This is a genomic window from Acanthopleuribacter pedis (genome assembly GCF_017377855.1).
Lineage (GTDB): Bacteria > Acidobacteriota > Holophagae > Acanthopleuribacterales > Acanthopleuribacteraceae > Acanthopleuribacter > Acanthopleuribacter pedis.
In genome coordinates, this window is the sequence record NZ_JAFREP010000010.1 from 115,962 (window position 1) to 140,621 (window position 24,660).

Below are 24,660 nucleotides of genomic sequence, written 5' to 3' on the forward strand. Positions count from 1 at the left end.
CCACGGCGAGGTGGATTTGGCGTTGGCGGGCGGCATCAGCATTTGGGGCGATCCCAACATTTTCCTCTCGATGCGCAATGCCGGCATGCTCTCACCCAGCGGCCGCTGTCGCCCCTTCGACGACGGCGCCGACGGCATCGTCGTCGGCGACGGGGTCGGCGTGGTCGTGCTCAAACGGTTGTCCGACGCACAACGGGACGGCAACCCGATCCACGCGATCATTCGCGCCTCGGACACCAACCAAGACGGGCTCACCTCCGGCATCACGGTTCCGGGTTATTTGGCCCAAAGCCGCTTGCAACGCGACGTTTACCAACAGGCCGGCATCAACGTGGAAGAGATCGGTTTGATCGAAGCCCACGGGACCGGCACCCGCCTGGGCGATCCGGTGGAGATCCACGGCCTGACCGACAGTTTTTCGGTCACCGAACAAAAACGCTTCTGCGCCATTGGCTCGGTGAAAGGCAACATCGGCCACACGGCAGCGGCGGCCGGGGTCTTGAGTGTGATCAAGGTGTTGCAGGCGCTGAAACACCGCCAACTGCCGCCAACGATTCATTTTGACCGCGAAAACCAACACATCGACTTCGACAAAAGCCCGGTTTACGTGAACACCGTGCTGCAGGATTGGCCGGCCAACCGCCGCGGGACCCGCCTCGCCGCGGTCAGTTCCTTCGGGTACAGCGGCACCAACGCCCACCTGCTGTTGGAAGGCTACAATCAGCCGGTATCCGCCGCCGACCACCCCGAACCACACGTCTTTGTGGTGTCGGCCCGCGACCAAAGCCGGCTCAAAGCCGCCGCGGCCAATTTGCACGACTTTGTGGCCGCTCGGCTCACCCAAGCCGCGCCAACCGCGCCGCGGACCCTCGCCGATCCGGCGTTGGTCCAACAACTCCGCGAACAACTCGACCTCATTTGTGGGTTGCCCGAGGGCTTTGGCGATGACCAGCGCTTTCAAGAGGCCGGGATTGAACCGATCCACCGCATTGTGTTGATGGAACGTGTACAGGACCACTTCGCCCTGTCGCTCTCAACGCGCGATTTCCTGGCGGCGGAAACCCTGGCCGCCGCGGCGGGGCTGTTGGCCGAAGCGGGCCTTGGCGACACCGCCGCAACGCCGGTCGTTGCACACGCGCTTTCGCCGCGGGATTTGGCGTACACGCTCCAAGTCGGCCGTGAAGCCATGGACCAACGGCTGGCCGTGGTTGCCGAAACCTGCGAGGAACTTTTGGCCGCTCTGGCAGCCTTCGGCCGAGATGAACACCATCCCGGCCTGTTCTCGGGCCGCGCCGGTAAAAACCGCCAAACGCTCGATCTGCAGCAGGCACCCGAACTCGTTGACCGCTGGTTGGCCGAGGGACGTCGCCAAACCTTGGCCGAACTCTGGGTACAGGGCGCCGATTTCGATTGGCAACTTCTGGTTCGCGGTCGACAACCCCAACGGCTCGCGCTGCCCGGCTATCCCTTTGCGAAGGAACCCTGCCCGGTGGCCTGGTTTGACGGCCCGCCGGCGCCCCAACCGGACGCGGCCCAGCCGGCGGTGGAACCCGTCGCGCCTACCAACGGCCTGATGCTCGCGCGTTTGACGCGCAACATGGGTCCCTACGAGGCCAAACTCGAAGCCGTGTTACAAACCCGCGATCCCGAAATCATCGAGACCTTTAACCAATGGCTGGTCAAGCTGTTGTTCGTGCAACTGCGCGCGCGCGGCGCCTTCCGCTCTGCTGTCGCGATGGACCCCACGGCCATGCGCCGGGAGGCGGGGATTCTGGACAAGTTCGACCGCTGGTGGCAAGAGGCGGTGGGCGTATTGACGGAAACCGGTTACCTGGAAGGCGACGCCGCCGGGATTCGCCCCACGGCCCAGGCCGAGGCGCTGGAAGCGGATGCGGTGCTGTGGCAACGCTGGTCCGATTTGGCCCAAACCTTTAACCGCGTGCCCGAGCTCCAAACCGCGGTGGTTTTGACCGGTGATTGCATGCGCCGTTTGCCCGAGATCCTGACCGGCGCGGTTCTGGTCACCGACGTCTTGTTCCCCAAGGCCTCGATGGAAAAGATGGAGGGGCTGTACAAAAACAACGAGGTGCCGGACACGCTCAACCGCATCGCGGCCGAGGCCGCCAAAACCTTCATCGAGGAAAAACGGCGCCAGGACCCCAACGCGCGGATTCGCATCATCGAGATCGGCGCGGGCACCGGCGGCACCACCGCCATTGTATTGCCGCACCTGAAACCGGTGGCCGAGCACATCGCAAGCTACTGCTATACGGATCTGTCCAAGGCGTTTTTGAAACACGCGGAAAAGCACTATGGCCCGGATGCGCCGTACCTGGAATACCGCATTTGCAACATCGAAAAGCCGTTGGCGGAACAGGGTTTTGAAACGGGCACCTACGACATCGCCATCGCCGCCAACGTGTTGCACGCCACCCAGGACATTCGCCGCACCTTGCGCCACACCGCCGCGGCACTGAAACGGGGCGGCATTGTGATTCTCAACGAGGGTATTGAAAAAACCATCTTTAACACATTGGTTTTCGGCCTGTTTGACGGCTGGTCGTACTACGAGGACGCCGACCTGCGGCTGCCAGGCTCGCCGTTGCTGCCGACGGAACGTTGGCAACAGGTGCTGGGTGAGGAAGTGGGGCCGGTGTTGTTCCCCGTACCTTCCGCGGAGATCACCGGCCAGCAGATTATTGTGGCGGAACGCTGCACCGTGCCGCGCCCGACCCGCGGCGGCCCGCCACCGCTTCAGCGGGCAAACGCCGAGGTCGCCGGCGCCGAAAGCCGGCTTACGACTCCCGAAAACCAGGTCACCTCCGCCGTGGTGGCCGGCGCCGAGGCACGGGTTCGCGAGACCCTGAAAAAACACCTTAGCGCGGCATTGGACTTGGCCGCGGCGCGCATTGATGAGGAAGCTTCTTTTGCGGATTACGGCGTCGACTCCATCACCGGCGCCAACCTGATCGCGGATATCAACGCGGATCTGGGCATCGACCTCAACACCACCAGCCTGTTCGACCACAACTCGGTCGCGAGAATGACGGCCTTTATTCTCAAGCGTTTCGCGGCACGGATGCAACCGGCCGAACCAAGCGCATCGGCGCAACCGGCCGCCCCGCGTCCCGGCGCGGTAGCAGATCGCGTGTTGGCCGTGCTCCTGGATCGTCTCGGCGAAGCGCTGGGCATGGAACCAACGCGCATCAACCACGAGGATTCGTTCGCCGATTACGGCGTCGATTCCATCACTGGTTCCAACCTGATTGCCGACATCAACGACGACCTGGGCATCGCGCTCAGCACCACCCGTTTGTTCGACTACAACTCGGTGCAGTTGATGGCCGATCACATTGTCGCCCGCTTCGGCAACCAGATCAGCGTCCCCCAAAAGACACCACCCGTGCCACGGCCTCCCGTCGCTTCAACCCCCTCGCCGGCAGCCACAACCCCGGCCGCGGCCGGCATCACGGCGCCAAGCGAAGCGGGCACGCGCCAACCCATCGCGATCATCGGCATGAGCGGGCGGTTCGCCCAATCACCCAACCTCGACGCCTTTTGGGAACACCTCAAAAACGGCGACGACCTGGTTTCAAAAATCACGCGCTGGGATCTTTCCAAAACCCCGGATCAGGAAGGCCACCCGGTCTGCTTGCACGGCGGCTTTTTGGAGGACGTGGCCTCGTTTGATCCGCTCTTTTTCAAAATCTCCGGCACGGAAGCCCTGTACACCGATCCCCAGCAACGCCTCTTCCTAGAAGAAGCTTGGAAGGCGCTGGAAGACGCGGGTTACGCCGGTTCGGGCCTGGCCGGTTCGGCCTGCGGGGTCTACATGGCCTGCGGCGAATCCGATTACCTCGACCTGTTCAAGGGTGACATCCCGGCGCAGGGTTTCTGGGGCAACGCCAACTCGATTACCCCGGCGCGCATCGCCTACCACCTCGACCTACAAGGCCCGGCGATCACGGTCGACACCGCCTGTTCCAGTTCGCTGGTGGCGACCCACCTCGCCTGTCAGGGCTTGTGGTTGGGTGAAACGGACATGGCCCTTGCCGGCGGCGTTTTTGTGCAGAGCACCCCCGAATTCCAATTGATGGCAACCCGCGCGGGCATGCTCTCGCCCACCGGCCGCTGCCACACCTTCGACAGCCGCGCCGACGGATTTGTTCCGGGCGAGGGTTGCGGGGTGATCGTGCTGAAACGTTTGGCGGACGCTATCGCGGACGGCGATCCCATCCACGGCGTCATCGACGGCAGCGGCGTCAACCAAGACGGCACCTCCAACGGCATTACCGCGCCGAGCGCGCTGTCGCAGGAACGCCTGGAAACCATGGTCTACCAACGGTTCGGCATCGACCCACGCGATATCCACATGGTCGAAGCCCACGGGACCGGCACCATCCTCGGCGACCCCATCGAATACGAAGCACTGACCAACGCCTTCCGTCGCTTTACCGACGACACGGCTTTTTGCGCGCTGGGTTCGGTCAAAACCAACATCGGCCACGTGGCCACCGGCGCGGGCATGGCCGGAATCCTCAAAATCCTGCTGGCGATGCGCCATCGCCACATCCCGCCTTCGCTCCACTTCCAAGAGGGCAACCCCAACATTCACTTTGACGGAACCCCTTTTTACGTCAATACCGAAACGCGACCCTGGACCACCGCGCCAAATATACCGCGACGCGCGGCGATCAGCGGCTTCGGGTTCAGCGGCACCAACGCGCACCTGGTCCTGCGCGAGGCACCGCCGCTCCAGCGGGTCCACCCCGTCAACCCGGCCTACCTGGTGGTGTTTAGCGCCCGCACCGAGGCGCAACTTCGCGAACTGGTTGCCAACCAAGTCACCTGGTGCCGCGAGCACGCGGGATTTGATCTGGGCAACCTGAGTTTCACCTTGTTCGTCGGCCGCAAACACCAGGCCCATCGCCTGGTCTGCACGGTGACAACAGGCGCGGAACTGGTCGGCCAACTCAGCACCTGGCAGGAACAAGGCGCGGCGGCTCGGGTACAAACGGCGACCCTGCCGGCCACCGGCCACCGCGAAAAAGCCACGCTGCGCGACTACGGCAACCATTGTCTGGAACAGTGCCGCGCGGGCGACGCCGCCACCTATGTGGAACACCTGGAAGCGATCGGGGAACTGTACTTGCAGGGCTACCGCCTGGCTTATGAAACCTTGTTCGCGGCGGGCCACGGTCGCCTATCGCTGCCGGTTTATCCTTTCGCCAAAGAACGCTATTGGCCGGATGCAGCCGAACAAAAAACCATCGCCGCTCCCGAGACCGCGGTGCCGGCGACCTTGCCCGCGGCGAACACCGAAATCGCCGCCCCCAAGGAATGGTTGTATTTCAAAGAGGAATGGGTCCCCCGTCCGATGCCCAACCATTTCGACTGGGGCAGCGCGCTCAAGCGGTACCAGGACCAAAACATCCTGTTGGTGTACTCCGACGACGGCGAACGCACCGCCTTCACCGCGTTGCTCAACAAGGTCGCGCACGCGGTTGGCATTCCCTCCTTGCCGCTGCAAACCCTGCACGTCGACCAACTGACCACCCATCTTTTCGCCGTGGTCCCCGACGTGGTCCTTTTCCCGACCGCCCTCCCAAAAACCACGCGGATCACCGACCCGGCCGCCCGCGACGTCAACCAACTGTTCAACCTCGCGCGCACCCTCATGCAACAGGGCTGGGAAGACAAGGTCCAAATCTATTTCCTCTACCAGGGCAACAGTTTAAACCCACGCCTGGATTGTGAAGCCTTGTCCGGCTTCCTGCGCGCCGCCATGCTGGAAAACGCGGGCCACACCTGGAAACTGATTCGTTATTACGACGGGGAACCCACGCTCACCGCGGCCCAGGTCCTCCTGCGCGAATGGCTGCTCAGCGAGGCGGTGCTGACCGGGTCCCGCCAAAACCTGGAGATCCGTTACCAAGGCGAACACCGCGCGGTGCGCCGCCTGAGCGAAGCCACCGCCCCGCCGCCCGCGAAAACGTCGGTGTTCAAACCCAAGGCGACCTATGTCGTGGCCGGGGCCGCCGGCTACATCGGTGGCCGCTTCTGCCGCGAGCTGGCACGCCGCTACCAGGCGCGTTTGATTCTGCTCTCGCGCCGACCCGTCGCCGAATCGGCCGATTTCCACCGTGAACTGGAAACCCTGGGCGCCGAGGTCCACCCGATCTCCGTCGACATCACCGACCGCGCGGCCCTCTCCACCGCTTGGTCCACCATCCAACAACTGGGCCCGATCCACGGCGTGGCCAACCTGGCCCGCACCCACGAGGACCGCATGATCGCCATGAAGGACTGGGCCTCCTTCGCACGGGTCATCCAAACCAAGGTCCAAGGCACCCTGCTCCTCGATGAACTGACCCGCGACGAACCGCTCGACTTTTTCCTGTCGTTTTCCTCGCTGGGCGCCTTCGGCGTCGCCGGCTCCGCCGATTACGCCTACGCCACCGCCTTCCAAAACGCCTTCGCCCGCTACCGGCAAAAGCTGGTGGCGCTGGGCCGCCGCTCCGGGGTTTCGCTGACCCAAGCCTGGGGACCCTGGCTGCAAGACAGGCTGTTTCCCGAAACCCGTGCCCAACTACAAGACGCGGGGTACAGCTTGATCGGCGTCGACGCCGGCTTCGCCGCGATTGAATCGGGGCTGGCCTCACGCCGCGCGACCGAAGCCGATCCGGTCATCGGCCTGATGGGCGTGCAGGACCGCGAACGGGTGGCGCGCGAATTCGGCATTTGCCTCAATGCCTTCCCGGAGGAAGAAGGTCCCGCGCCTTCAGCCGCGCCGGCCCCGGTCGACCCACTCCTCGCCAAAATCAAACGCTGGGAACACCGCCAAGCGGCCGGTGAAGACGTGAGCAGTGACATTGCCGAGGCGTTGGCCCCGGAGGATTTGGAGAACCTGCCCGCCACATGGGTGAACCGCATTGAGGCGCTGCTGTTTGCCGACGCCGGCGATATCGGCGCCACGGCCGGACCGAGCCAAACGGCCGACGCCCAACAACAGATGGTCGACCTGGTGCGCGAAACCTTTTCCCAAGTGATGCGCGTTGCCGAGATCGACCCCACCACCAACTTTTCCATCTACGGCATGGACTCGGTCGGGGCGATGCAGTTGGCCACCCGGCTCCAAAAACGCCTCAAACGGGAAATCCAACCCCAATGGTTAATCGACCATCCCACGGTAGACGCCTTCGCCACCTTCCTGGTTGAGCAGGTCGGCGCCCAAACCGGACGGAGTGTGACGTCATGAGTCAGGAACAACGCAACCGCATCGCCGCCCGCTTGCGCGAGCTCGGAAAAGGGTCGGCTTCCAAAACGGGAGAAGCGGCATGCGACCAAACGGCGGGCCAAAAACTGGCCGCCAAACTGCGCGCCATGAAAGCCGCGGCGGACAAGCAGACGCCCGGCCAACCCGAGGCCGACACGCGGCTCGAACCCATCGCCATCGTCGGGTTGTCCGGCATGTTGCCAAGCTGCGATTCGGTGCAGGCCTTTTGGCGCGCCTTGGCGGCGGGCCATTCGCTGATTCGCGAAATCCCGGCGGACCGTTTTGACCAAAGCAATTTTTACGATCCCAGCGGAAAAGATCCCGACCGCTCGGCCACCCGCTGGGGTGGTTTCATTCCCAACGTGCGCGGTTACGATCCGGCATTTTTTGAGACCTTACCGCGCCATGCCGATTTCCTGGATCCCCGCACACGCCTGCTGTTGATGTCGATCTACCACACGCTCGAAGACGCGGGCCACGCGCCGGCCGCGCTGAAGGGCCGCAAAGTGGGCCTGTTCCTCGGCCTGGAAAACGACGAATACCACGGCTGTTTGTTGGCGCACGGCCTCCCCGACGACGTAACCTACACCCCAACGGCGTTTTTGGCCAACACGCTCTCGCACCATTTCGATTTCCACGGGCCGAGCGAATGGATCAACACGCTGTGTTCCAGCGGCGCGGCGGCCCTCCACCGCGCGGTGCAAGCGCTGCGCGCCGGTGAGGCGGAACAGGCCGTGGTCGGCGCCGCCAACCTGATCCTGCGGCCCGAACCTTTTATCGCGCTCTCGCGCTCGGGCCAAATGAGCCCGGAACCCACGGTGCGTTCCTTCGGCCCAGCGGCCAAAGGGTTTCTGCGCGCGGAAGGGGTCGGCAGCGTGCTACTCAAACCCCTGTCCCGTGCCGAACGCGACGGCGACGCGGTGTACGCCTTGATTCGCGGCAGCGCGGTCAACTACAACGGCCGCGGCGGGGTTTCGATTGCCGCGCCGAACATCGCCACCCACGCCGCGCTGATCGCGGATTGTTACCGCCGCGCCGGCATCGACCCACGCGAGCTGGGTTACATCGAGGCGCAAGGCATGGGCAACCCGGTGGCGGATATCGCCGAATGGGAAGCCTGTAACCAAGCCTTGCGCATCTTGGCCGAGGAACGCGGCGTCACCCTCGCACCCGGAAACTGCCGGATCAGCACCTTAAAACCCTTTTGCGGGCACATGCACGCGGCCTCGGCCTTGGGCGCGCTCTTCAAAATCATCGGCGCCCTGCGCGGCGAACAGATTCCCGGCATCCTTGGGTTTGAAGGGCTCAGCGCGGATTTGGAAGATGCGGGTCAACCCTGCCGCGCCGCGCAGGGACAAAGCGCCTGGCCCGCGGGCACACGACCCCGTTTGGCCGGCCTGCACAGCTACGGCGCCGGCGGCAGCAACGCCCACCTCTTGATTGAGGAATACCGGGGCAAAACACCGATGCCGGCGGCGGAAACCACGCTGGTCCTGCCGATTTCGGCCGATTCAGCCGCGGGCTGTCGCGCCAAGCTGGAGCGCATTCTGGCCGCGGCGGAACAGCAACCGCTCGCCTCGGTGGCGCGCACCCTGCAATTCGGCCGCGACGCCATGGCCCACCGCGTCGCCTTCACGGCGCGCACCTTTGCGGCCTGGCGCGAACGGGCGGCGGCTTGGTGTAACGGCAAGGTTCCCGACGGCGTTTTTGTAAAACAGCCAGAACCCGCTTCCACCACGAATCCAAACGATCCCTCGGTCCTGGCCCAAGCCTGGGTCAACGGGGAGCAAGTTCAATGGCCTCAATCTGATGCGCCTCGCCTGCACCTGCCGGGACACCCCTTCCAACGCATCGATTGTTGGTTCGACGCCGAGACGCATCAAGCCGAGGTCTCGTCCTCGGCCGCAGCCCAAACGCGCGAGCAAGCCGAACACCTGGTGCGCGGTCTGCTGGCGGCCCAGTTGAAAATCGAAGCGGCCGCGATCAACCTCGACACGGCTTTCGGCGATCTGGGTTTTGACTCGCTGCTGGTGATGCAGCTCGCGGAAACCCTGAACCGCCGCCACGGGCTCCAGGTCGAACCTTCACAGTTCTTTGAGTTCACCACACCGCGCAAACTGGTCGCCTTTTTGGCGCAACAACAGGGCGGCGTCGCGGCGGACAAACCGAGCCGGACAAAAAGGATTCAACCTTCGCGGGTCGATGAACCCATCGCCGTCATCGGCGTGGCCGGGTCCTTCCCCCACGCCCCCGACCTGGACGGTTTTTGGGAAAACCTACGCGCCGGCCGCGATTGCATCGACGAGGTTCCGGCCGAACGTTGGTCCGACGAATTTTTCGAGCCCGATCCCAAGGCCGCGGTTGCGTCAGGGCGCAGCTACGGCCGCTGGGGCGGCTTCATCAAAGATTTGTACCGTTTCGACGCGCGCTTTTTCGGCATCGCGCCGCGCGAAGCGGTGTTGATGAATCCGAAGGAACGCATCCTGCTCCAAAACGCGTGGCACGCGATGGAAGACGCGGGTTACACACCCGAAAGCCTCGCCGACGAAAGGGTCGGCGTCTTTATCGGCGTAACCAAAGCCGGCTACGATCCCTACCCCGGCACCTTCGCATCCATGGCCAACCGCATTTCCTACAGCTTTGATTTCAACGGCCCCAGCTTCCCCATCGACACCATGTGCTCGTCCTCGCTGGTCGCGGTCCACGAGGCCTGCCGCCATCTGCGCGACGGCGAGTGCAGCGTGGCTCTGGCCGGCGGCGTCAACGCCTATGTGGATCCCTCGCACTTCGCGGTGCTGGCGGCCGGTCAGTTCCTGTCACCGGACGGCCGCTGCCGTTCCTTCGGCGACGGCGCCAACGGCATGGTGCCAGGTGAAGGCGTGGGCACGCTGCTGCTCAAGCCGTTGTCCCGCGCGGAGGCCGACGGCGACGCGATTGTGGCCGTGATCCGCGGATCGGCCATCAACCACGGCGGCCGCACCAACGGCTTCACCGTGCCCAACCCCGAGGCCCACCGCGCGCTGATCCGCGAGGCCTTGGACCGCGCCGGGGTTTCCGCGCGCGAGGTCAGTTACGTGGAAGCCCACGGGACGGGCACGGCGCTGGGCGATCCGATTGAGGTGCGCGGCCTGACCCGCGCATTTGCGCCCGACACGGGCGACACCGCCTTTTGCAGCCTCGGCTCGGTTAAAAGCAACATCGGCCATCTTGAAGCCGCGGCGGGCATCTCCGGCATTTGCAAGATATTGCTGCAAATGAAACACGGCACCTTGGTGCCTTCGCTGCACGCGGCCACCCGCAACCGCCAAATCGATTTTCCGAGCACCCCGTTTTACGTGCAGCAGGATCTGGAACCTTGGAACCCAAGCGACGCGGAGGGCAACCCGATCAACCGCATCGCCTGTGTTTCGTCCTTCGGCGCCGGCGGCGGCAACGCCCATGTGGTGTTGGAAGCGTACGCGGCGCCGGCGGAGAATCCCAGCGTGGCGAAGGAAGCGGTCGCCGTCCTGCTTTCAGCGCGAGATGCTGAAGGTCTGCAGCAACAGGCCGAACAGCTTTTGGCCCATGTTGAAGCGCGGTTTTCCGTGGCGGCGCCGACGGCTTGCGAACAACGTCAGGCCTGTTTGGGTCAGTTGCGCGCCATGCTCGCGGAGGTGATGGACGCCGCCCCGGAAGAAATCCAAGCCGGCGAACCCTGCGATGATGACCGGGTCCCGCCAATGCAACGGGAAGCTCTGCGTGCCCGAGTGAACGCGGCGTTCCCTCACTTGGACTGGTCCGACCTTGGCGCCTTCCGCGACCTCGCCGAACTAGCCGAAGCAGTGGCACGCGCAAACCACGAGACTTGTCCCTGCTTAGGACAAACAGCGCTGGCTGATTTGGCCTACACGCTTCAGGTCGGCCGCCGCGCGATGAAGCATCGTTTTGCCTGCATCGCCGCGGATTTTGCCGAATTGGCGGATCACCTGCGCGCTTTGGTGGCAGCCCCGAACGGTCCGTTCGACGGCAAAACAAGGTTGCGCGGTCAGGTCGACGGGGAACCGCCCAATCAGTCATGCGGCGAATCACTTGAACAGCTTACGGCCTTTTGGGTTGCCGGTGGCGCGGTCAATTGGCGCGAGCGACACGCCGGTCGCGGCCGGCGCCGGGTGAGCCTGCCGGGTTACCCGTTCGCCGGGGACGTCTACCGCATGCAAACGACCCAAACCGAGGCCAAACCGGACCGGGTTGTGTCGGCGCCTGCCCAAAGCGAGCGCGCGGAACCCCAGGCGACCGAGATGTTAGCCTGGGCACCGGTTTGGGAAGCAATCGAAGAAAAAGGCGTGGCACGAGACGATCTCAAACGCGTCATCTTTGCCTGTGACCTGCCCACCTGGGAAAGGGAGGGCGTGGTTCACCTGTCGAAACCCGAAGGAGCGACGCCGGAAGAAGCTTATGCCGAAATCGCCGTTGCGCTGTTTGAACAGCTTCGCCGTTTGTTTGAAGCGCGGGTCGGGAAAACACGGGTCCAGGTGGTGGTTCCCCTTGGAAGCGCGGCCTGCTACGCCGGATTAAGCGGGCTGCTGCGCACCGCGCGCCAGGAGAACCCGGACCTTCTGTGCCAGTTGATTGAAGCGACGCCGAAAACATGTGCGGAATTCCTTGACGCGGCAAGCCTCCATATGACCGAAGCCCATGTTCGCTTGCGCGAGGGTCGCCTGGAACGTCCGGTTTGGCGCGAACAGGCCGGGTTTGCCGCGGACGCTGAAGCCGCCGCCCCACCGTGGAAAACCGGCGGCGCCTACCTGATCACCGGCGGCTTGGGCGCGCTCGGTTTGACGGTTGCGCGCGACATCGCGACAACCACCCAAGCCGTCACCTTGATCCTGACCGGCCGTTCGCGGTTGAGCCAAAAACGCCGTGCCCAGATGCAGGCCCTGGAAGCCCTGGGCGCTCGGGTCAGCTACCACCGGGTTGACATGGCCCGTGCGGAAGCGGTCGCCGCCTTGCTTCACCCCTGGAAAGGGCGTTTGAATGGGATGGTGCATTGCGCGGGTCTGATTCGCGATGGGTTTATTTTGAACAAAACCACCGAGGATTTTCGCGCCGTGCTCGCCCCCAAGGTCGCGGGCACCGCCCACCTGGCGCGGCTTACCCGCGATTGGGACCTCGACTTTATTGCGCTGTTCTCGTCGGGCGCGGGCGCCTTCGGCAACGTCGGCCAGGCCGATTACGCCGCCGCCAATGGGTTTATGGACGCGCTTGCCGCGCGCGAGGGCGGTCGGTTCATCGCCATTAATTGGCCGTTGTGGCGCGAGGGTGGCATGCGCATGGACGCCGCCTCGGAACGGTTGATGCGACGCCGCACCGGTGCGGCGCCGCTACAAACAGAAAACGGCGTGTTTGCCCTGCGCCACAGCCTCGCACAGGGGATGCAGCGGCTGATGGTCGTGGAGGGCGACGCCGCGGTGATTCGCGAGAACCTGACCCAAACGACGTCGCCAAAATCCCAAAACCAAGCCACCGGCGACTCAGTCGCCAGGGTTGCCAGAGTCGACCGAGTCGACCGAGTCGACCGAGTCGACCGGGTCGACCGGGTCGACCCCGCGGCCTTGCGCGAACCCTTACAGGATCGGCTGTGCGCGTTGCTGGGCCAAACCATCGGAATGGACCCCGCCGAGATCGATCCCGACGAGGCGCTCGACAGTTACGGCATCGATTCGGTGCTGACCATGGAACTCACCGACGCCTTGGAACGGGTCTTCGGGGCTTTGTCCAAAACCTTGTTTTACCAATATTTGAACCTCGCCGATTTGGGTGATTTTCTGCTGGAAAACCACGCTGCGACCTGCCGGAATTGGATCGAACCAACAGCCTCATCCCCGGCAACCGCCCAAACACAGGCCGCGGCAAGGGTAACCGAGGCGCCGCGGCCAACCGCCCCCTCACCCGAGCAACCCCAAGCCGAACCAGAAGATCCTTACCGCGACGCGGTGGCGATCATCGGCCTCAGCGCGCGCCATCCCGGCGCCGAGGACCTGGAAACCTTTTGGCAAAACCTGCTCAAGGGTCGCGAAGCCGTGGGCGAGATCCCCGCCGACCGCTGGGACGCCGACGCCGCGCAACAAGCCGGGGCCTCCTCCCGTTTCGGCGCCTTCCTCGAGGACGCCTACGCCTTCGATCCGCTGTTCTTCAAAATGACCCCGCGCGAGGCGGCCAACATCGACCCACAGGAACGGCTGTTCCTGCAAACGGCCTGGCACGCGCTGGAAGACGCGGGTTATGCACCGGCCCACATGCCGCCGGCCTTGCGGCAGCGCTTCGGGGTCTTTGCCGGCATGACCAAACAGGGGTTTGACCGCACCGGCGACACCATCGCCGACGCCTTCCCCACCACCTCCTTGGCCGCGATGGTCAACCGCGTTTCCTACCAACTCAACCTACAGGGACCCAGCATGCCCGTCGACACCATGTGCGCCTCCTCGCTGACCGCGTTGCACGCGGCCTGCGCCTACCTGCGCCGCGGCGAGGGCGCCATGGCTGTCGCGGGTGGGGTCAACCTCTACCTGCACCCCGCCACCTACCAGGCGCTCACCATCGGGCAAATCCTGGCGCGCGGCCCCCACTGCGCCGCCTTCTGCGCCGAGGGCGACGGTTTTGTGCCAGGTGAGGCGGTGGGCGCCGTGGTGCTGAAACCTTATCGGCAGGCCGTGGCGGATCGCGACAGCATCCTCGGCGTGATTCGCGGCAGCGCCGTCAACCACGGCGGGCGCACCAACGGCTTCACCATCCCCAACCCCAACCAGCAGGCGGCGGCGATCCGCGACGCCTTGGCCGCCGGCGGCGTCGAAGCCGACACGATCAGCTACATTGAAGCCGCCGCCAACGGGTCGGCCATGGGCGACGCCATCGAAATGACGGCGCTGCTGGACGTGTTTGGCAAGGGCGGTCCCCGTCCCGGATACCACCTGGGTTCGATTAAACCGAGCATCGGTCACGGAGAATCGGCCTCGGGCATCTCCCAGCTCAGCCGCGTGCTGGTCGCGCTGCGCCGCAAAACCCTGCCGCCAACCCTGATTCACGGCAGTTTGAACCGCGATATCCCGTTCGAAAAACTGCCGTTCCAGCTGGTCCGCGAAACCACGCCGTGGCAAGCGCTCCAGCTAAACGGCGTGACCCTACCCCGTCGCGCCGGCATTACCAACAGCAGCGCGGGCGGCGTCAACGCGCACCTGATCGTGGAGGAAGCCCCGGCGATTGCGGCCGCAACCGGGGTTGCGGGACCCTTCCTGTTCATCCTCTCCGCGCGCAACCGCGAACGGCTGGAATGCATCATCGCCGACTGGCTGGCGTTCTTGGCGGGCCAACCCGAGCTGGATGCGGCGGCGGTCGCCCACACGCTGCGCGTCGGCCGCGAACCCATGGCTCATCGCGTCGCGGTCATCGCGGACGATTTGGCCGGCTTCGCGCGTGGGTTGGCACAGCCCCGCTTTGCGGGTCAGGTCGCCAAAGGCCAACGCACCGACCACACCGCGGTCAAACAGGCGATGGCGCACAACGACCTGGAACAACTCGCCCAACTTTGGGTGGCCGGCCACGGGGTTCCTTGGGGCGAATACCAAAGCGGGTTGCCCCGCGTCTCCGGCCTGCCCTGCTATCCCTTTGCCCGCAAAATTTGCCGCATCGAAGGCCACGACGGCCGACTCGGCGGCCGACTCGGCGGCCACGACGGCCGTATCGGCGGCCACGACGGCCGCATCAAAGGCCACGACGGCCGCATCAAAGGCCACGACGGCCGCATCGAAGGCCACGACGGCCACATCGATTCTATTACCGAAGCAAGCGATCCGCCCTCCTCCACCCCGTCGCTTCCCGCCGAGAAGGAGCATCCCATCCAAGACGAATACGAAAACCCAGCCGCCGAATTCTACGCCCACGCCACGCGGGGCGCCGATGAAAATTTCCAGGAGGAATACCTCACCTTCGCCCCCTTCGAGGAAAAAATTCCCGGATTCTCCTCCTCGCGTATTTGGCTCGATCCACTAGGAAACCCCGAGGATTACGCGCTGATGAAAAGCAAGCAGCGCGAGATGCGCCAAGTTTTGTTTTGTCGCGAAGATTTCCAGCGCATCGAGCACATGCTCGATTTCGGTTGCGGTCGCGGCACCGACGTCATTCAGGTGGCCGAACACTTCCCCCACATCACCACCCACGGCTTCACCATCACCAAGGTTCAGGCCGAGCTGGGCAACCGCCGCATCGCCAGTCGCAACTTGGCGCCGCGCGCGCGCATCTTCCACAAGGACAGCGCGGTGGACCCCTTCCCCGGCTTGTACGACTTGATCATCGGCATCGAGGTCAGCTTCCACATCCGCGACAAAGAAGCCTTGTTCCGCAAAATCGCCGCCGGGCTCAAATCCGGCGGGCGCGTGTTGCTGATGGACTACATCGCCAACCTGCGCGGGCCCATCGTCGACCACGATGTCGAAGTGACCATCCTAACCCGGCAAAACTGGCTCGATCTGTTGGCCCGTCACGGCTTGCGCGTCAGTGAAATCATCGATGTCTCGCCCCAGGTCGCCAACTTCCTCTACGACCCGGAATGTCGCGAAAACATCAAAGGTCAGCCGCAAGTCACGCAAAACCTGTGGCTCAACCACGCCAACCAAGCCACGGCGTTGGAGCGCGGTTGGATTACCTACTGTTTAATGAAGTTCGAAAAAGAGGAACACCTGGACGAGGCCGCCCTTTACCAGCACAACCAACGGATGATCGACAACCAAACACCCTACCCCGAGGCGGTGCGCGCCATGCACCGAAGCGGGCACATCCCCTACCCGGTCACCCCGGCCGATGAACAGGTCCCCGTCGCGCGGGTTGCAGCCGCGACACCGGCGCCGCCGGCCGCGGACGCGCCGCGCGGGGTCAAACCCGACCTGGGCACCATTCGCGCCGCGGTCACCCGCATCTTCGCCAAGGTGTTGGGTTTCACCCAACGGGAAATCGAAGAAAACGATTCCTTTGAAGCGCTGGGTATCAGTTCCATCAACGCGGTGGAACTGTTGGAAGCGATTAACACCCACTACGACCTGGTCCTGCCCACCAGCATCGTTTTCGAATGCAACGACCTGGACAGCTTTGGCCGGTTTGTCCGCGATTCCCTGCCCGAACAAGCCGCGCCACAAGCAGAACCGCATCGGCCCGCGCCGCAACCCAAACCCGAAACCGCGCCGCGCGTCGTACAGCCTGAACCAATGCCGGCCGCGGTCGCCTCACCGTTCGCTCGACCCCGCTTCCGTGAAATCGAAGACATCGCGGTGGTCGGTCTGGCCTGCCGCTGCGCGGGCGCCGACGACCAACAGGCCTTCTGGCAACTGATTAGCGAAGGCCGCGACCAACTGCAACGGGTTATCGATCCCCATTGCGTCCATGATTTTGAAGCGGGTTCCGACCAACACGCGGTGCTGCGCTACGGCATGATGCGCAACCCCGACCACTTCGATCCGCTGTTTTTCCATATCTCCCCCAAGGAAGCGGAGATGATGGACTACGCGCAGCGCATTCTGCTGGAAGAATGTTACAAGGCGTTGGAAGACGCGGGGATTGCGCCCGGCTCGCTAAAGAAACAACGGGTGGGCACCTACATCGGCGTGACGGGCGAGCAACGGGCGGTGTCGCAAAACTCGCACCTGGCCATCCTCGGCGCGGACGCGAGCATCCTCGCCGCGCGCATCGCCTTTTTCCTCGACCTCAAAGGTCCGGCCCTCGCCGTGAACACGGCCTGTTCCTCTTCCCTGGTTGCCATGGATTTGGCTTACCGCGCCTTGCAACAAGGTGAAATCGATCTGGCCATTGCCGGCGGCATCACCATTTCCGGTCAGGTCGGTACCTACGCCTCCATGAACAACGCGGGCATGATTTCACCCACCGGGACCTGTCGGCCATTCGACAACGACGCCGACGGCATTGTCGTCGGCGACGGCGTCGGCATCGTCATCCTGCAACGGCAAAGCGACGCCCTGAATCGCCGTCGCGATGGCTACGGGGTGATTCGCGGCAGCGGCACCAACCAAGACGGGCGCACCTCCGGCATCACCGTACCCGGCTTTTTGGCGCAAAGCGAATTGGAAGCCTCGGTTTACCGCGGTGCCGGCATCAGCGCCGGCGACATTCAATACGTCGAGGCCCACGGCACCGCGACCAAGTTGGGCGATCCCATCGAGGTCCACGGCCTGACCCACAGCTTCGCGCAATTCACCCCGAAGAAACAGTTCTGCGCCATCGGTTCGCTGAAGGCCAACATCGGCCACACCGCGGCGGCGGCCGGGGTGCTCAGCGCGATTAAATTGCTGCTGAGCCTCAAACACCGCCAAATGCCACCTTCGATTAACTTCACCCGCGAAAACGAACACATCGATTTCAAGAACAGCCCGGTTTACGTCAATACCGAACTGAAAACCTGGCAACCCGGCGCCACGGGGCACCGGCTCGGCGTGGTCAGTTCCTTCGGCTACAGCGGCACCAACGCGCACATGCTGCTTTCCGATCCCGAGCCAACCACGCCTTCGGCGAAACACGGCGGCAACCACCTGTTGGTGCTGTCGGCCCGCGCCGAGGATCGTCTGCGCGAGCAGGCCCAAAACCTGGTTGCTTGGCTCAAAACCCATCCCGAGGCCGATTTGGCGGATGTGGCCTTTACGCTGCAAGTGGGGCGCGACGCCATGGCCGAACGGCTGGCTTTGATCGCGGCCGACCACCGCGATGCGGTCAACCAGCTCACCGCCTGGTTGGCCGACAACCAAACCACCAACACCCTGTTCCGCGATCACGTCCAGCGCAACGACGCGCTCGCCCTGTTCGACTCGGACGAGGAACTGTGCGAGGCAACCGAGAAGTGGATTCAACGGGGCAAATTGGACCGGTTACTGCGCCTGTGGACGCAAGGGCTCGCCATCGACTGGCTGCGCCTGACCACCGGCGAATCGCGTCTGATCAGTCTGCCGACCTATCCCTTCAAACGGGAACGCATCCCGCTGGGTGGCGGAAGCGTAGAAGCCGCGGCAGCCGATCTGCCGGAAAAATCCGAGCAGACGGCCGCGAATTGGGACGGTTTCACGTTCCTGCCGCAATGGTCCGAACAGCCGCTGCCCGCCGCGGCGACGGCACACCGCGGCCGTTCGGTGCTCATCGTCACCGCGGGCGATTGCGCCGATCTGGTCGCCGCCTTGGTGCGGACCAACCGCGAACAAGCCGACACCGAGGTGCACCGCGTTCGGCTTGGCCAAAGCACGCGCCGCCTCGCCGAACACGAATGGCTGTGCACGGCCGAACCCGAGGCCCTCGCGGAATGTCTCGGCAATAGGCTGTTTGATACCGTGTTTTTCGCGGTGCGCGGCGGGGCTGAATCGGGTTTGGGTCAGGATGAGCGCGCGCTGCTGCACCTCATCCAACACCTGCGCCGCAACGGCGACGACCTGGACCTGTTTGTGCTCACACCCGACCTATTCACCACGGCCCCCGACGGCGGCGTCACCCGCGGCGCGGGCCTGACCGGCCTGGCATGTGCCGCGGCCCAAGGCAGCCGCCTGCGCGTGCGCAATCTCGACATCGCGGGGCCGGTCGATGCGACCCTGGTCGAACACATCATGCGCGAACCCGCTTCCGAACGGGGCGAGGTCTTCCGCCTTCACAACGGCCGCCGCACCCGCCGCCGTTTCCTTAAATTGGCAACGACCCACCTGCCCGAATCCGGCCTGCGCCGCAACGGGGTCTATGTGATCGCGGGCGGAAGCGGCGCCCTCGGCCGCGTGATCACCGCACAATTGCAAAAGCAATACGACGCGACCGTGATCTGGCTCGGCCGCCGCGACGCGCGGGCGGTGGCGGCAACGGGCGGCGTCCAACCGGCGTTGTACCTGCAAGCCGACGTCACCGATCCTGACGCGATGATCCGCGCGGTGCAACAGATCAAACAAAGCTACCCCGACCTGCACGGCGCCGTTTTCGCCGGGCTGGTTTACCATGCCGACAACAGCATCGCCATGGATCCCGCCGCATTCGGCGAAATGATCCAGGTTAAAATCCAAGGTAGCCGCAATTTTTACCGCGCCTTGGCCGCCGAACCCCTCGATTTCATGTGCTGGTTCTCCTCGGTTCAGGCTTTTTCTTTCCTGTCAGCAGCCGACAGCGCGGGTTACGCGGCGGGCATCACCGCCGCCGACGCCTTGGTGCGGTGCCTGCGCGCCGAAGCCCGCTTCCCCATGGGTTCCATCAACTGGGGTTACTGGCACACCTCGGTGGCGGGCACGCCGCTCGCCGAGCGCATTCAGCACCATTTTGAAACCATTAGCGATGGGGACGGCTTCGCCTTCTTCGCGCGTTTCTGCGGCGCCCTGCGCGCCGGACGCCTGCACCGTGCGCTGTACGTCGGCACCTCGCCGGCGGTGCGCCACCTGATGGCCTGCCCCGAAACGCAACACATCCAACTCGCCCCCGCCGCGGGTCCGGCGGTGATCGAGGAGCTGCGCCATTACCAAAACGACCGACCCTTCACCCACTTCCTCAAAAACGATCCCTGGCCGGAACTCAACGCCTGGATGGCGCGCCTGCTCTTCGTGCAGTTGCGCACGCTCGGCATCTTCGGCGACGCCACGCCCCACCACAACAACGATCTGCGCGCCCAGGCCGGCGTGATCGACACCTACACACGCTGGTGGAACGAATGCTGTCTCGGCATTTTGGAAACGGCCGGCTTGTTGCGCCACGACGGCGAACAGATCACCGCCACCGCCGCCGGTCTGGCCTTAAACGACGGGCTTTGGGCGGAATGGGCCGAATACCGCAAAAACTATCGCGACAACCCCGACTTGAAAAGCGCCGTGGCGCTGGTGGAAACCTGCCTGCGCGCCTTGCCCGAGATCTTGCGCGGCCAACGGCCGGCAACCGAGGTCATCTTCCCCCGTGCCTCCATGGAAAACGTCGCGGACATGTACCAGCGCAACGTGCTCTCCGACTTCTTCAACAGCATGGTCGCCGATTTGGTGGTGCGCACGGTACAGGCCCGCGTCGCCGCCGATCCCGAGGCGCGCCTGCGCATCATCGAGATCGGCGCGGGCACCGGCGGCACCACCGCGCTGGTCCTGCCCGCCCTGCAACCCTGGGCCGCCCACATCGAGGAATACTGTTACACCGACGTCTCCAAGGCCTTCCTGATGCATGCCGCCAAAAACTACGCGGTGGACGCGCCTTTCCTGAGCCAACAGCTTTGGAACGTGGAACAGCCCGCGGCCGCGCAAGGGGTTGATCGGGTTTTTGACATTGCCATTGCCACCAACGTGCTCCACGCCACCCGCGACATCCGCGCCACCCTGCAAAACGTCGCCGCCGTGCTGAATCACCAAGGCCTGTTGGTGCTCAACGAAAACATCACCAAAACCACGCTGGGCACCTTAACCTTCGGCCTGCTCGACGGCTGGTGGCTTTACGAGGACGCCGAGCTGCGCATCCCCGGTTGTCCGCTGCTGAGCCCCGAGGGCTGGCAACAGGTGCTCACGGAATTAGGTTGGTCCGCGGTGTTGCCCGCCCGCGACGCCGCCGACGCCCTCGGGCAGCAGATCATTGCCGCGCAAAGCAATGGTTTGGTCGTGGTCACGGCGGAACACGCCAAAACCGCGGTCGCCGCGCCAAAGCCAAAGCCCAAGCGCAAACGCACCCGCAAGGTGGTGAAAACCGTCGCGGCACCGGCCCGCGACCTGGATCAGCGCATTAACGCAAGCGTGCGCGCCGCCCTCTCCCACACGCTGAACTTGGCCGCGGCCGACATCGAAGGCCGCGTGCCCTTCTCCGACTACGGCATCGACTCCATCCTCGGCGTGACCTTCATCGACCAGATCAACGAGGCTCTGGGCATCACCATGAACACCACCATTCTGTTCGATCAAACCACGGTCGACGCGCTGAGCGCCCACATCCTCAAGAACCACGGCAATCAAATCCACACCCCGGACGGCAGCGAAACCATCACGGTAGAAGAAGAGGTAGAAGAAGATGTCGGCGAAGAACCACAGGCAACGCAAACCGAACCGTGTGAACGCGGCACGCGGCACGCGGAGCACGCGGCCGAGATCGCGGTGATCGGCATGGCGGGCCAATTCCCCGGCGCCAAAAACCCGGCCGAATTCTGGGCGAACCTAGCCGCGGGCCGGAGCGGCATCGGCGAACTCACCCCCGAATACAGCCGCGACGGTTCCTACCGCTGGGGCGGCATGCTCGAGGATCGCCACTGCTTCGATCCCCTCTTCTTCCACATCGCGCCCAAGGAAGCCGAGGTGATGAACGTCCACCAGCGCTTGGTGCTGGAGGAAAGCTGGAAAGCCCTCGAAGATGCGGGCATCAACCCGCGCGTCCTGGCCGATTCCCGCACCGGCATTTACATCGGCGCCGAACCCAGCGGCCAAATCAACGCCTCGCTGACCGGCTCCTCCGACGCCATCATCGCCGCCCGCCTCGCCTACCATCTCAACCTCAAAGGCCCGGCGATGGTGGTCAACACCGGCTGTTCTTCCTCCGGCGTCGCGCTGCACCTTGCCTGCGAAAGCCTGAGAAGCGGCGAAAGCGACCTGGCCCTCGCCGGCGGGGTGTTTGCCGCCATGGTCGCCGACGGACTCGGTACCTTGGCCGAAATCGAAATGCTTTCGCCCACCGGCGAGTGCCACACCTTCGACAGCAGCGCCAACGGCACGGTGCTCTCCGAGGGTGTCGGCATGGTCGCCCTCAAACGTCTGGCCGACGCCCGCGCCGACGGCGACCCGATCCACGGCGTAATCACCGGGTCCGGCGTCAACCAAGACGGCGCCAGCAACGGCATCACCGCCCCCAACGGCGCGGCCCAGGAACGGTTGATGACCGAGGTCTACCAACGCTTCAACATCAACCCCGCCGATATCAGTTACTTCGAAGCCCACGGGACCGGCACCCGCCTCGGCGATCCGGTAGAAGCCAACGCGGTAAAACGCGCCTTCGAACAATTCGCCAAACACCACCCGGGCTGTGTGCTGGGCAGCGCCAAGTCCTTCATCGGCCACACCTCGGCCGCGGCGGGTGTGATCGGGTTGATCAAAATCCTGCTTTCCATGAAACACCGGCAACTGCCCGCCATGCTCCATTTCAAGGAACTGAACCCGCTGATTGAATTCGACGGTTCGCCCTTCAGCATCCCCGCGCAAACCACGTCGTGGCAGGCGCGCCCCGGCCAAGCGCGCACGGCCGCGCTCAATTCCTTCGGCCACAGCGGCACCAACGCCCACCTGGTGGTGCGCGAACCCATCGCGCCCGTCATCGCGAGCAACCCGACCGGACCTTTCTTGGTGGTGCTGTCCGCGCGTGATGAACCGCGGCTGCGGGAAGCGGCCGAACGGCTGGCGGCCTTCGTGCGCGAGGAAGAACCCAAGCTCGCCGATCTGGCTTACACGCTGCAAGTCGGCCGCGACGCCATGGAGGAACGGCTGGCGTTTTTGGTGCACAGCCACCGCGAATTAACCGAACGAATCGACGCCTTCCTCGCCGGCGCCAAGGGGAAAACGGACGCGTGGCTGCGCGGCCAAGTTCGGCCCAACCGCGAGATGATCAGCCTCTTCACCGGCGATGCCGACATGACGCCCACCCTCGACGCCTGGATCGCACGGCGATCCTACCAACGCCTGTTGGAACTCTGGGTGCGCGGCCTGCCGCTCGACTGGGAACGCCTCTACGAAACCGGTCCCCAACCCCGCCGCATCAACCTGCCGCCCTATCCGTTTGCGCGCAACCGCTACACGCCGCGCCGGCCCGAGGCGGCCCCGGCACGCCCCGCCGCAACCTCGCTTGCGGCGGAAACGGCGCCGACCACATCAAACTTGGAAGCCGTCGCGGACGATCACTTTGGTTACCTGCCTCGCTGGGAAGAAGTCGCCGCGCGGCCGCTCGACCCGCCGGAAACGGCCTCGCACCAACGGGTGGTGCTGGTGTTTAACGGCGAATCTTTCCGCTTCGAAAACGATCTGGCGGCTTACTATGAACGCAACCATCCGGGTACCCGCGTGATCCGCATCCGTTTGGCCGATCAAACGCGCCAGGTTGACACGGATTCTTGGCTTTGCGATGTGAGCGATCCAGACGGGCCTGCATTGTGTCTCGACGCCATACCCGTTCCCGACGCGCTGTTTTTCATCGCGCCCTTCCAGGAACGCGGCGCGATTTTGGAAGCGGCGGCCTTGGAACAAAGTATTTGCGGTAACGAAATCCAAGTACTGCGGTTCGTGAAATACCTGCAAACCCGTTTGCAGCCAAGCGACACGCTCGACTGTTACCTGCTCACCGTCGACAACCATGCCGACCTGGAACCGCCCAACCCCCACGGCGCCGGCCTTTCCGGTTTGGCCTGCGCCGTCGCCCAGGGCGATTTCCGCATGCGCGTGCGCAACCTGGACCTGACCCGCGAGGAAATGGCGGACGACGCGGACCGCGCCGAATTACCGGCGCTCATCCTGGCCGAACCGGCGGCCGACCGCGGCGACGTGGTCCGCCTGCAATACGGCCTGCGCCGCCGACGCCACTTCGTGCGCCTCGACACCCAGGGTACCGGCTCGGCGCTGCGCCAAGGCGGGGTCTACGTGATCCTCGGCGGGAGCGGCGTGGTCGGGCGCATCATCACCCGTTACCTGATCGCGGAATACGCGGCCAAGGTGGTTTGGATCGGGCGAAAACCAGCCGCGTCACCGGCCCTGCGCGAACGTTTGGCCGCCTTCGGCATGGCCACGCCGCACTACGTGCAGGCCGACGTCACCGACGCCGAGGCGGTGCAGGTCGCGGTCAACGCCGTCCACGCCCAGTTCGGCGCAATCCACGGCGCCGTGTTTTCCGGTTTGGTGTTTGACCGCGAAAATTCCGTCACCCAAACTGACGAAACCGCCTTCCGCGCCGTGCTCGATGTGAAAACCCAGGGCAGTCTCAACTTCTACAACGCCTTCCGCGATCTGCGCCTGGACTTCATGCTTTGGTTCTCCTCGATCCAAGCCTTTTCGTTCCTCGCCGCCCGCGACAGCTCGGCCTATGCCACCGGCATCACCTTCGCCGACACCTTCGCCCGCTCCCTCGACGACGCGCCTTTCCCCATCGGCATCGTTAACTGGGGTTACTGGGCCGCCTCGGTGCGCGGCACCCCGCTGGAGGCGCAGCTTGCCGCCCACTTCGCCTTCATCGAGGACGAAACCGGGTTCCGCTACTTCGAAAAAGCCACCGCCCTGCTCAGCCAAGGCGTGAAGCAATTCCTGTGTCTGGGTCCGCACGACGCCGTGCGTCGACTCATGCACTGCAACGACGACGAAATCATTTCCATCTACGAATCTTCCAACTCAATCGGGATATAA

The 24,660-nt window shown here is 64.4% G+C and carries 2 protein-coding genes (1 of these 2 cut by a window edge); both read left to right on the plus strand.

Going from position 1 to position 24,660, the window contains the following annotated elements; all coding sequences use genetic code 11:
• A protein-coding gene (locus J3U88_RS12650; RefSeq protein WP_207859131.1) for an SDR family NAD(P)-dependent oxidoreductase crosses the window boundary here: on the plus strand, positions 1 to 7,258 show its final stretch. The gene continues 17,255 nt to the left of window position 1, outside the view; only the last 7,258 of its 24,513 coding nucleotides appear in the window; the start codon falls outside the window, past its left edge; its stop codon occupies positions 7,256 to 7,258.
• Positions 7,255 to 24,660, plus strand: a complete 17,406-nt coding sequence (locus tag J3U88_RS12655; RefSeq protein ID WP_207859132.1) for an SDR family NAD(P)-dependent oxidoreductase — start codon at positions 7,255 to 7,257, stop codon at positions 24,658 to 24,660. The genes J3U88_RS12650 and J3U88_RS12655 overlap by 4 nt, the downstream gene beginning before the upstream one ends.